At 60.0% G+C, this 12,109-nt stretch carries 11 protein-coding genes; 4 read left to right on the forward strand and 7 right to left on the reverse strand.

Features of this window, described 5'->3' with window-relative positions; all coding sequences use genetic code 11:
• Nucleotides 1–214 precede the first annotated feature (214 nt).
• On the forward strand, nucleotides 215–1,909 hold the full coding sequence (locus RB623_RS20125) for a SulP family inorganic anion transporter (protein WP_308058738.1): 1,695 nt from the start codon (nucleotides 215–217) through the stop codon (nucleotides 1,907–1,909).
• Nucleotides 1,910–2,006: 97 nt separating this feature from the next.
• Entirely contained in the window at nucleotides 2,007–2,840 is an 834-nt protein-coding gene (gene ppk2, locus RB623_RS20130) for a polyphosphate kinase 2 (protein WP_308058785.1), read from the forward strand.
• Here the strand turns inward: ppk2 and RB623_RS20135 are convergent.
• The gene (locus RB623_RS20135) at nucleotides 2,833–3,303 is read right to left on the reverse strand and encodes a histidine kinase (protein WP_308058739.1); all 471 of its coding nucleotides are present in this window, start codon (nucleotides 3,301–3,303) and stop codon (nucleotides 2,833–2,835) included. The two genes, ppk2 and RB623_RS20135, sit on opposite strands and share 8 nt — an antisense overlap.
• A 370-nt stretch (nucleotides 3,304–3,673) precedes the next feature.
• On the opposite strand from RB623_RS20135, the gene RB623_RS20140 reads away from it, so the two are divergent.
• Both RB623_RS20140 and RB623_RS20145 read left to right on the forward strand, forming a co-directional pair.
• Nucleotides 3,674–4,822 carry a hypothetical protein gene (locus tag RB623_RS20140; RefSeq protein ID WP_308058740.1) on the forward strand — a complete coding sequence of 383 codons (1,149 nt, stop codon included), beginning with the start codon at nucleotides 3,674–3,676 and terminating at the stop codon, nucleotides 4,820–4,822.
• A 195-nt stretch (nucleotides 4,823–5,017) separates the two neighbouring features.
• Entirely contained in the window at nucleotides 5,018–5,644 is a 627-nt protein-coding gene (locus RB623_RS20145) for a VIT1/CCC1 transporter family protein (protein WP_308058741.1), read from the forward strand.
• Nucleotides 5,645–5,741: 97 nt separating this feature from the next.
• Here RB623_RS20145 and ydiK read toward each other — a convergent pair whose 3' ends face one another.
• From ydiK to RB623_RS20175, 6 genes are all read right to left on the reverse strand, one after another.
• On the reverse strand, nucleotides 5,742–6,842 hold the full coding sequence (gene ydiK / locus RB623_RS20150) for an AI-2E family transporter YdiK (RefSeq protein ID WP_308058742.1): 1,101 nt from the start codon (nucleotides 6,840–6,842) through the stop codon (nucleotides 5,742–5,744).
• Between the two features lie 98 nt (nucleotides 6,843–6,940).
• The gene (gene cax, locus RB623_RS20155) at nucleotides 6,941–8,029 is read right to left on the reverse strand and encodes a calcium/proton exchanger (RefSeq protein ID WP_308058743.1); all 1,089 of its coding nucleotides are present in this window, start codon (nucleotides 8,027–8,029) and stop codon (nucleotides 6,941–6,943) included.
• Nucleotides 8,001–8,354, reverse strand: a complete 354-nt coding sequence (locus tag RB623_RS20160; protein ID WP_308058744.1) for a potassium channel family protein — start codon at nucleotides 8,352–8,354, stop codon at nucleotides 8,001–8,003. Before RB623_RS20160 ends, cax begins: the two co-directional genes overlap by 29 nt.
• 63 nt (nucleotides 8,355–8,417) lie before the next feature.
• Nucleotides 8,418–10,106, reverse strand: coding sequence for an aspartate-alanine antiporter (gene aspT / locus RB623_RS20165; protein WP_308058745.1), 1,689 nt, complete (start codon nucleotides 10,104–10,106; stop codon nucleotides 8,418–8,420).
• Between the two features lie 192 nt (nucleotides 10,107–10,298).
• Nucleotides 10,299–11,534: a biotin/lipoyl-binding protein gene (locus RB623_RS20170; RefSeq protein ID WP_308058746.1), complete on the reverse strand. Its 1,236-nt coding sequence runs from the start codon at nucleotides 11,532–11,534 to the stop codon at nucleotides 10,299–10,301.
• Nucleotides 11,534–12,088 (reverse strand): hypothetical protein, encoded by a 555-nt coding sequence (locus RB623_RS20175; protein WP_308058747.1) that lies wholly within the window; start codon nucleotides 12,086–12,088, stop codon nucleotides 11,534–11,536. The genes RB623_RS20170 and RB623_RS20175 overlap by 1 nt, the downstream gene beginning before the upstream one ends.
• Nucleotides 12,089–12,109 lie beyond the last annotated feature (21 nt).

Genomic DNA, 12,109 nt, shown 5'->3' on the forward strand with positions numbered 1-12,109 from the left:
CATGACCGGCAGCCGCGGGCTCATCTTGCATGAGGAGGATAAAACCGGGAACTCGAGCATGCATGCATCGAGGAAGCGCTTGGCCGGCAAGTGACCGTCTCGAAAAGCTGTCGCCCGGCAAGCAAAAAGTGTATCCTGCCGGCATAGCGCGATTGACTGCATTGCTCCTGAGGGCACTCGGCATTGAAAAATGCCGGAAGATATGTAGGACAATATGGATTCCGGCAGGTGGACCTTTCACCTTCCCGTGCCTGCGGGCCTTTCAGGCTATCAGCCGGGCGGGATACGACACGATGTCTCCGCCGGGCTCGCAGTCGCCGCGGTTGGGCTTCCCAGCGCGATCGCCTACCCAGCCATAGCCGGGCTGCCGCCTGAGACCGGCATCTACGCCAGCATTGCGCCGCTGGTCGCCTACGCCTTCTTCGGCCCCTCGCGTCAACTCATAGTCGGTCCCGACGCGGCAACGATGACGGTGCTTGCCGCGACTTTGGTCGCCGTTACAGCGAGCGCGCCGGCCGGCCTCGCAGTGGACCGCACAGCGATCGCTGCAATCCTCGCGCTCGGCGTCGGATTGTGTTGCGTGGCGGCGTGGGTGCTTCGGCTCGGCGTTCTTGCGACCTTCCTGTCGCGTCCGATCCTGACGGGATTCTTCATCGGCGTCTCGTTTTCGATCCTGGTCGGGCAGATCGGCCGCTTCACCGGGGTGGACATCGACGCGGACGGCCTGCTCAGACCTGTGCTCGAACTTCTGCGCAAGGCCGGGTCGATACATTGGCCGTCTCTGGTGCTGGCGCTGGGAATGTTCGGCGTGTTGCAGGTCGCGCGGATCATGCGTTTTCCGGTTCCCGGGCCGGTGCTGGTTGTGGTGCTCTCCGCGATCCTTTCGGCGGTCTTTGATCTTGAAGGACGCGGCATCGCTGTGGTCGGCGACATCCCCACGGGCCTGCCCTCGTTGACGTTGCCACGGATCGCCGACCTTCCTTTGCAAACACTGGCCCTCGGCTCTGCGGCGATCTTCCTCGTCAGCTACGGCGCGGGCATTATTACGGCACGCAGCTTTGGCGCAATGGCTGGCTACCCGGTCGATCCGAACCGCGAACTGATCGGATTTGGCGCTGCAAACATTGCCGCGGGCCTTTTCGGCGCCTTCCCTGTGACGGCCTCCGACTCGCGCACGGCAGTCAACCTGACCGTTGGCGGCCGTTCGCAAGCGACAAGCATCGTCGCGGCTGCGACCTTGATCGCGACACTGCTGTTTCTCGGGCCCGCCCTCAGGATCATCCCGATTCCGGCGCTGGGCGCCATTCTTGCCGCAACCGCCATCAACCTGATCGATCTCGCCGCCCTGAGGCAGATCTGGCGCATCAGCCGCATGGAATTTGTCTTCGCGCTGATTGCAATGTGGGGGCCGATCGGCCTAGGCGTCCTCAATGGCGTCGTCATCGCGATCGGCGCCACGCTGGCCTATGTCCTGCGCAAGCTCATGCGTCCCCGCGACGCCATGCTTGGCCGCGTTCCGGGTCGTGACGGCTTTTACAAGCTGCATCGAACGCCCGAGGCCCGTCAGGCGCCGGGCCTGGCCGTCTGCCTCATCCAGGGCAGCCTGCTGTTCTTCAACACCGACTACATCGCGACGCGCCTGCGCTCCATCGCCGACGCACTGCCGGCCGACACACACTGGCTAGTGATCGACGCCAGCGCGATTTCCCAGATCGACAGCTCAGCAGCGGAAATGCTCGGGGAGCTGTGTGACGAATTGCGCGGTCGCGGGATCAGGCTTGGCCTGGCGGAACTGCATGCCGAAGCGCGCGGGATGCTTCATCGGGCCGGCGTGATCGAGCGCATCGGCCCGGCCATGGTTTTCGACAATCTCGAGGACGCGTCTCGCGCGTTCGACGTCCAGGCCTGATCGTCTCACTGTCGGTTGTGCATAAGAGGAGGAGAACATGGGTAAGAACAAGGACAAGAAGAAGGACAAGGCGGCCAATACCTCCGAGTTGGCCGGGATGACCGACTCGAAGGCGAACGGAAGAAGTTACGTAACCGAACTCGCCCGATTGCAGGTCGAGCTGGCTTATCTTCAGGCTTGGGTGAAGAAGTCTGGAGCTCGCATCGCGATCATCTTCGAGGGCCGCGACGCCGCCGGGAAAGGCGGCGTGATCAAGCGCATCACAGAGCGGGTCAGCCCACGGGTGTTCCGCGTCGTCGCATTGCCGGCGCCGACCGATCGGGAGAAGACCCAGATCTACATGCAACGCTACGTGCAGCACCTGCCCGCCGGTGGCGAGGTCGTGATATTCGACCGCTCCTGGTATAATCGCCCCGGCGTCGAGCGCGTCATGGGCTTCTGCGGCGAGAAGACGGCCCGGCGCTTTCTGGAACAGACGCCGCGTTTTGAAGCCGCCCTTGTCGAAAGCGGCATAACGCTGCTCAAGTACTTCCTCGATGTGAGCGAGGAAGAACAGGAAAAGCGTTTCCGCCAGCGTGTCGAAGATCCTCTTCGGCAGTGGAAACTGAGCCCGATGGACATTGAATCATACAACCGCTGGTGGGACTATACCCGCGCCTACGACGAGATGATCCGCATGACCGACACGCGGCATGCACCTTGGTGGACCGTGCCGTCGAACGACAAGAAGCGGGCGCGTATCAACTGCATTTCGCATATACTGAGCTCGATCCCCTATGAACGCGTCGCGTTCGAGGCGCCCAAGTTCGGCAAGCGCCAAAAACGACCCGACGACTTCGTGGACGATCCGACTCCGCGCAACGTGGTGCCGGACCTGTTTGAACAACCCTGCGTCAAAAGCAGTCCGGAACCAGCGCCGGTTCCTATTTGACTTCGGTCTTCCAACTGACGAAGAAGCCGACATCGCCAGGGATCCCGCCGGGGAAGTTGACGATCATGGCGCTGAGCTTGAAACCTTGCGGCTTCGCATATTTGAGGTAACGCTCATAGAACTGCCTGGCCTTGCCCTGGAGCGTCTCGGGCCATTGCGGATCAGCGCTGTTGATGGCCCGGCCGCTGTCAGTGCAAAGCGCTGACGGGAAGCTGTAGACCAGCGCCTCGTACTTGCCGCTCTTGACGGCGTTCATTGCCAAGCGGCGAACCATCGCAATTTCGTCATCGCTCACCTGGTCTTTCATGAAACTGTCTGTGAACTTCGTCAGCGCCTCATTCTCTTGCGTTCGGTGCTTTTGTTGCTTCTCTGCCTCCTTCATGCGTTCTTGAAGGATGGCCTTGCGAAGCTCCTCAGCGCTCGGCGGCGGGGCATTTACGTCTATGTCCTTGATGTCAGCCATTTTTTCTCCTCACCTGAAACCGTTGGACAGTTCGACACCGAAGGCAAACAACTGCTTGCGAACGTCAGTCTTGTTCAACTTATGTCGAACAGCCGATATTCTACGCTCCATATCCTCCGATGGAAAGACTGGACCACGTCTGGACCACGTCTGTTGCAGGGCAATCGGGTGAGTTAGCGCGTGACATCTGGCAGCATTGGTACCATCGGCCCGGCTTCGCAAGGCATGAGTTTGCCTCTTGGGTCGGGCTAGCCGAACGCTGTTTCGCATGTCCCGAGCCGGGAAGTAACCTAGCAACTGCGCTCCCGCCGTTGTATTGTCCATTCATGGGGTTTGATTGAGGTGTACCGGCGTTTTGAAAGGGTAAAATATGGCTGACGATATCGAGCCTGTAACTCGTCGAGAACCCCCCACCATTGTCGCAAAACGTGCGATCGGCGTGTTTGATTCAGGAAGTGGCGGCATGGTGACCGCAGCGTGGCTTCTCAAGATGCTCGCCGATGCGGATCTCAGTGACATTTCCGTTGTGTTCTTCGGGGACACCGCCAATCTCCCTTACGGAACCAAGACCCAGGAGCACGTCGCCAAGCTGAGCGACGCCATCATAGAGCGGCTGTCCTCGCATTGTCCGGTAATAGGTATCGCCTGCAATACGGCCAGTGCTTCCTGGGCCCATTTTGGATCCGCTGGCAAAAGCGACGGCCTGCGGCAACCTAAGGTTTTCAGCGTCGTCGAGGTGGCTGCGCAACAGGCATACGACCGAGCCCGAGTTCTTCCGGACCCGAAAATGAAACGGGGTCGCAAGACTATAGGCGTGCTTGGAACCGAACTCACCGCTGAGATCCAGTCGCACGCCGAGCGCATCGTCGAACGACATAGGCGGATATTGAGTGATGCGATTGGACATCAACTGCCGCTGATCCACTACACTTTTGGCCGCGACGACATTGAACCTACTCTGCCCGCCGACCTGATTGACTATAAACATACTCCCCATATTGCGGTGTTTCGCGAAGACGAACCGGGACCGGGCGGCACAACCCGCGCGGGCATTCGACACTGGACACCGCCCGAACATCTGCCGCACGATGTTGAGATCATCGCGCGGGCGGCGCAAAAGCTGGTGGCCGCCGTCGATGTTGCACACATTCTTGACGCCGAAGGGTTGGTCAAGCAGGAGTGGCGCGAGAAGTTGGCGGAATACTTGCACGAGGTTTCTGGCGATTTAGTGCGACGCAAGACTACCGCGCTCATCCTAGGCTGCACGCATTTCGAATTCTTCGAACGGGCATTCGCCAAGCTTCTACCAACGCTGGCCGCACGTAACAGCATTGTCAGTCCGTCCGGCGCACTTGCCGTCGCGCTGTTCGACGCCTTCGGGGAATATGCCGACGCGCATCCCGTTCAGCCTGTTGCGCAGCAGGGCCATGCATATTTCGCCTTTTCCGGAGACCGGCCACCTACTGAAACTTTCCAGGGGCTAGGCATCACAAATCCAGTAGATGCCGAACTTACATAAGTGAAACATCGCCACGCCAGACTTCTGGTGCTCGCAAGCATCCTGCCGCTGTAGATGCGAGATCGGCGGTGGTCTTTAAAAATGGCCTCCAGTTTGAGGCATTCGGAAATCACCCGCCTGACGCCGTAAGATGCGGTTGCTCAATAGTTGCCATGCTAGCTGTCTGCCATGAACGGTCCCGATCCCGTTAGACCAGTGCTCGACCCCATCGACCGCCTGTCAGAGGTCATTTTCGGACTGCTGATGGCGCTTTCCTTCACAGGCACCATGAGCGTCGCGGTTGGCGAGGGCGACAAGGTGGGGACTGTCCTTTGGGCGGCCTTGGGCTGCAATCTCGCCTGGGGAATTGTCGACGGCGTGATGTTTGCCCTGACGACAGCAGTGGAGCGAGCAAAGCGTCTCAATTTCATCGAGGACATCCGCATCCTGCCTTCGGCAGAGGCACGGCTTATTTTCCTCGCCGAAATGCCGGAGGATATCCGCCTAGCAACGTCCGAAGCTGACGCCGAAAATGTGGTCACACGCATCAAATCCCTCCCAGCATCGGACCATCGGCGCATTATGGGCATTCGGGATGTTGGAGCTGCAGTTTCAATTTGCTTGCTCGTCATCGCATCGACGCTGCCGCCCTCTATGCCCTTCCTGTTCGTCGACGATTTGCCGACGGCGATGCGCGTGTCGAACGTCGTATCTGTCGCCATGCTGTTTTTGATCGGCGCCAGGCTCGGCAACTATATGGGCAGAAGCCCATGGCCGATGGCTCTGGCAATGTCGGCGATCGGTAGCTTCTTAGTTGTTATTACTATAGCGCTTGGGGGGTGAACCGCCGGCCGCGGGCATTGAGCACATCCGACCCGTCAATTTGGATCCCGTCGCTGCCATCACTTCCTAGCTGAAATGCAGGCACGGGTGACCGGCGTTATGGCGTTTCCACGGGAGGCTCTCGCTCATCGCATTCCGCCATCCACGCATTGAGCAGCGTGTAGGCGACCGCGAGGACGGTGGGGCCGATGAAGATGCCCAGTATGCCAAACGCTATGAGGCCGCCGATAACCCCAGCCAGGATAAGCAGCATAGGCAAGTCGGCGCCTCTGCGGATTAGAACGGGGCGAATAAACTGATCCATGGTCCCGGCAACAATCGTAAAGACCAGCAGCACTGTCGCCCAAAGCGCATCGCCCGAATAATACATCCAGATCACCGCCGGAGCCATTACCAGGGCCGGACCGAGCTGGATCAGGCACAAGATGAAGATCAATGCCATGAGCACGGCGGCATAGGGCACGCCAGCCACGGCCAGTCCGATACCCGCTACAGCGCTTTGCGCAACGGCGGTCACCACTACGCCCAAGGCTACGCTTCGAATCGCTTGGCCAGCCAGCCGCACCGCAGTCTCTCCGCGAGCGCCACCCAACCGTCGCCCGAACCGGATTGCGGTGGCGGCGGCCCGTTCGCCGCCCGAATACATGACCGCGGCTATCGCGGTTGTAAGCAGGAAATGTATGAACATGCCCCCCAGACTTCCGGTGGCAGACGCGAACCAATAGGTTAGCGTTCCAGCGTAGGGAGTGAGTCTCGGAAGCAGTTCTTGCACGCTGGCCGAGTTCAGTTTCTCCCATGCCTCGGCAGCACGTGCTCCAACCAGAGGTACTCCCGCCAGCCAGTCGGGAACCGGCGGCGGGCGCAGCGACAGGATGGTTCGGATCAGGTCTCCAACCGTTTCGAGATTCGTTATGACCGTGCTGAGCGCCAGCCAGAAGGGCACGATCACTAGCAGCAGCAAGGTCAACGTCATGATCAGGACGGCAAGCCCGCGGCGGTTGCCGGTATGGCGTTGCAACCAGAGCAGGAGCGGCCAGGTGGCAAGCACCAGGGTCGTGGCCCATACGATCGCAGGCAGAAATAACTGCATCACCAAGAAGCTGGCGACAAGAAGACTGCCGATGAACAGCACCGCCAGCGTCACGCGGGTAATGTCCTGACGAAGAGGGACGAGGGGTCGCGAACTCTCTGAACTCAATTGCCTGCCCTCCCATTGAGGCCACTAGCTGTACACTTCTCACTCTAGGACCGATTCCAGCCTTGATGTTCGCCCCGACGGAACCACGCACTGCCTGTCTAAACTTGCGGTGGCAGAAGGTAGATCGTCATCGCGAAGATCAGATAGACCATCAGCAGGAGCACTCCGACGAACCATGCGGAACGTCCGCTGTTGGTCATCAGAAATGCGGTTATCGTGGCAATGAGCACCATGACGACCGCGCCAGGCCAGAACAGCAGGTCCATCGGAGCAGGGCCGACAATATAGCTGAGTAGCACCATCATCGGGGCGACGAAGAGCGCGATCTGCGATGCGGACCCAAGCGCAATTCCCACACTCAGGTCCAGCCGATTCCTCCGTGCGCCGGCAAATGCCGACGCCATCTCGGCAGAACCGCCCACCAATGCAACGACGATGAAACCCACGAAAGCCGGGGTCATGCCGAACGCGACCGCAGCCTCCTGCACAGACTCGACAAACACTTCGCTTACCAGAGCAACAAGCACTGTCACCCCTGCCAACGTTCCGAGAGCCAGACCCATCGGCCACGCTTCGCCGTCTTCCGCATGGGCGGTGCCGCTGAAAAGTTCTCGATGGGTCTTCAGCGAGAAGACGAGGCCCATCGCGTAGGCGCTCATAAGCAGCACCGACAATCCGACGCTCAGCGTCTGCGTGAACGCGGACGTGGCGACAGAATCGACATGCGCCACCATAGACGGGGTCATTATCGCGATCGTAGCGAGGAACAGCAGGCTGGTTTGTAGTCTGGCGCTGACCCTGTTGTACTCCTGCATATGGTATCTGAGGCCGCCCAGCAGAAATGAGGCGCCCAACATGAACAGAGTGTTGGCGACGATTGCTCCGGCGATAGAAGCCTTCACCAGCGCGTACTGGCCGGCCTGCAGCGCAGTCAGCGCAATGACCAGTTCCGTCAGGTTGCCCAACGTTGCATTCAGCAGTCCCCCCACTGTATCGCTCGTCTTGGACGCCACCGACTCCGTGGCAGCGCTCAAGAGCGTGGCCAGCGGCACAATCGCCAGCACCGAGAGCACAAAGAGCAGCGTATGCGCTTCCGGCTCCAATTGGCGGACGACGAAGACCACCGGAACAAACGCCAACAGCCAGAGAATGGCGTTGCTACGGATCTCTTTGAGCAAGGGGCCCATTCTTTTTTGCTTCCTCATTTGGGAGACTGCGGTTCGCGGCCTTTAGCGCCTGGACCGCAACCGCCACAACGAGGCCCGTCATCACGACGCCTGCAAAACCGATCGCTATCGCCAGTAACCGCGTCAGGACATGCTGCGGCGAAAAATCGCCGTAGCCGATCGTAAGGCCCGTCACGAAGGTGAAGTACAGAGCTTCGTCGACGCGCCAATCCTCTATGCGTCCGATGACTAGTCCGGCTCCCACCATGGCGAGAAGGATTCCGGAGAAGATCGGCCATACCACGCGAAGCTGCTGCACGAGAGCACGAAAAAACATGCGCCTCATTCGCCGCGATCGTGGCTTACCGGATAATCCAACGGCCACCGATCCCCTTTCTCCAGTTGCATTTCAGTTCGCGATCACGCCCACGATCACTGTTCCCCAGGTCGTGAGCAGGATGTGGCCGATCGGGACCGTCGGCGTGTAGCCGAGGACGGCAACCGGGCTACCCGAACGGTCCTGCACCGCCGCCATGCCGGCAGTCATGGTTTGTGCCCCGGCTAGTCCCCCAAGGAGCAGTATGGGGTTCATACGGAGCAGGTAGTACCCGAGGTACAGCCCTACGACCAACGGGACAGTGGTGACGACCATGCCGCCGAAAAGCAGGCCGATCCCGGCTTCGGCGATGGCGGAAACGAATACCGGACCCGCATGCAGGCCGGTCATGGCGACGAAGGCGGCAAGACCGAGTGCGGTCATCAGTGAGACGGCCCCATCCGGTATGCGGCCGAAGAGCGGGAAACGCGTGCGCAGATGCCCGACAATCAGCCCGGCCAGCAGCGTTCCAACGCTCGTGCTCAAGGAAATCCGTATGTCGCCGATCGGAAATGTTACCAGAACGCCGACCAGTCCACCAAGGAAGATGGCGAGGCCGAGAACGAAGAAATCGGTCGCTGTCGTCGGTGCTATGATGACACCGATACGCTTAGCCGCGCGTGACACGATCGCGTCCGCTCCTACCAAGCGCAGGACATCGCCACGTTCGACCGAGATGCCGGGGGCGACGGGAATGTCCTGGCCCCCGCGCGTAACAGCGCGCAGATAGAGGCTCCGGGTCCAGCTCTCCTTTGCCATCTCGTCAACGGGCCGACCGGACACATCGCGATTTGTCACCAATACATCTGCGACAGAGACCGGGATGTCGAGGAGTTCACGGTCTTCGACTTCCTCCGCGCGCGGACCGAGCACCTCCACCAGCGCCTCGCGGCGTCCGGATACAGCGACTACATCCCCAGGGAGGATCATCAACTCCGGGTTCTCCTCGTGGATCGCTCCACCCCGCCGCACGCGCTGGATGAACAGCCGATGATCAGGAAATTTCGTCTCGGCAGCCATCACTGAAAGCCCCGCGATTGGCGCGCCGTCGGCGATCCGGTATGCGCGTAACTCGAACTTGTGCCAGGCGGAGGCGGTCCCCGCGGCGCGGGTAATTCCGAGTTCCTGTTCCAGTTTGAGCGCCTCGGCGACCAGGTCGATGCCAAGCAATCTCGGCCCGACGACGCTGCAGAACAGAATAACTCCGACGGCACCGAAGATGTAGCAGACGGCATCCGCCACCGCGATGTGCGCCACAAGCCGCGTTCGCTCGGCTTCCGGCAGCGGCAGGGCGTTGATGGCCTCTGTCGCCGTGCCCATGGCCGGGCTTTCGGTGAGCGCGCCCGAAACAAGCCCCGCAGCAAAGCCTGGATCGAGGCCAAGAACTTTGGCTACGACTATTGCAGTGAGCAGGCCGGTTACACATACGACCACGGCGAGCAGCACCGGCCTCAGTCCGTCTCGTTTCAGCGACTGCAAAAATTGCGGGCCGACCGAATAGCCTATGCCGAACAGGAACAGCAGGAACAGCATCGACTTCGCCATCGCCGAGATCGGGACATGGGCGAACTGGCCGATCAGGATGCCGGCAAAGAGTGAGCCGGTGACAGGCCCGAGGCTGAAGCCCCTGATCTTCACGCCACCGATCAAGTATCCGAGGCCGATCGCCAGGAACACTGCCAGTTCTGGATACTTGACAAGGAATTGCTCGAACCAGACCATAATCAGAATCTCTCGGGAGTTGCTCTACTAAAGGCTCTAAACTCGGCGCGGGGATTGTCTAAATGATCTTTCCATGCCTTCTCCGGATTCATCGCCATCACCGACGTACTTGGCAATTTCCTTCGGGCACGGTCAGAATATCCTTTCGCTACGGCTCGGGATTGTAGCTGCGCCCGGGGTGTTCGGTGTCATTCAATGCCCACCTGAAAGGACAAGCGTTTGCACGGGCAGCAGCAGCGCCTGGAATCTCAATATGATCGCATGCACCAACCCGACCGCGTCGATGACGTGCAGGAACAGCCATTTGGGCGTGCTCAGTCCCTTTGCGGAAAGAGCGTCGTGATTGTTGGTGTAGGCATTGGCGATGCAACTGCTGCCTGGAGGAACGCCATCGAACCCTCCGGCAAAAAGCGGCTCCAGAAAGACGGTGATCGCTCCGGGCCGAACTACCTGTTGGGGGTCGATCAACTGATCGGACGCCCGAATCTGACCGGTCGCGATGAGACCCTGAACCTCGGTGACCACCATCGGGATGATCGTCAGAGGCATGGAAACACAGGTTGCCTCGGCAACCATGCCGACCTTCATGACCTGGGCTTCGAGCTGGCTGAAGCCCGCTACAAGAGCCTTTCGTCCGGCCTCCGCCGGGATGAGAACGCCGGCGGGCCGCATCAGGGGATTGACGATGTCTCCCTTGCGCAGCGTGAATTGTTCCAATGTGCCGGCGACTCCGGCATAGACGACGGTCTTGTCCAGTTCGACCTGGGCTTGGGCAAGCGCCGCCTCCGCGCTTTTCTTCTGTGCCGGCAGCACCGATGCAATCTGGGTCTCGACGGACTGCTTGCCAGCCATGACGGCGGAAACAGCTGCTTCTCGTCCTTCAACCACGATTGCGAGCCTCTCGATCTCCCGTTCCGAAACCGAAGGGGAATTCCGCCTTTGCAGTTCAGCCTTGGTCTCGAGTTCGTCCAGCGCCTGCTGATAGGCGCTCTGCGCTTCGGCAATACGAGCGTCGGCGCCAGCCAGTTCAGTCTTGGCCAATCCGAACTCAGCGTCTATTTCCGCTACGCGGCTTCGCGCGGTCTCGAGCGCCGCTTCCTGCTCTGAACTGTCGAGCTTGAAGATGCGCTGGCCTGCCTCGACCTTGTCTCTCATCTCCACGTAGATCTCGTCGACCCGGCCTGAGCCTTCAGGAAGGAGGGGAATTGTGCGATAGAACGAGACGGCGCTGCTTGTTGACGGATGGAAATAAAGAATGAGCGTCAGCAGAACTATGGTCAGTGCTATGCACGCCGTTATTCCGTATCGCAGCTCGTACCATATCGAATAGAGGGTGATCTCGCGACCGAGCCTCTTTCCCTGGACAAAGCGCCGAATAAGAAAATCAGGAAGGACGGTCAGGACCGAACACAGAAGCACTTCGATCATCAGTCATCATCTCCCGACCGCTTCGGCGTCACGCTGACAACCGTCGAATGGCTAGTCGCAGGCGGCGTTTTGGCATTTTCGCGTTCAAGGTCATGGCGCGCCGGCCTGATCGGAATAGCAGCCGGTGCATCTTCCACTTGGTCCGGCGTGTTATGGACAGCGACGTCCGGAGGCGGGCCGGGTGGGGCTTCGGCACCTGGCGCTCGTGACCACCTCATCGCCATTCTCGCAAGCGAGTCGGCCATACTAGCCAAGGGAGTCCAGAAATCGGGCACAGGAACAATAGCCAGCAGCAAGGCCACTACCCAGAACGCATTGATATGGGTGAACAGCGCAAGCAGCGACAGGACCGCCACCAACTGGAATTGGAGCTGACTGGCGCCGTGAGACATGCGCTCCGGTAAGGAGTGAAGCCAGAAGTACAAACTCCCGATCCCCATCACGGCGACCACAAGGAAGATGACCGTTCCTGTGAACAACACATCGGTCTCGCTCGGAGCTGTTATGAACGATGGGAGATGCTGTGTCGCAGCTGGATGCATTGCTTCGGACATGCCCGCCTTCTTTTCGTTCGT

This window comes from Mesorhizobium sp. LHD-90 (genome assembly GCF_030929505.1).
In the GTDB taxonomy this organism is placed as follows: Bacteria; Pseudomonadota; Alphaproteobacteria; order Rhizobiales; family Rhizobiaceae; genus Kumtagia.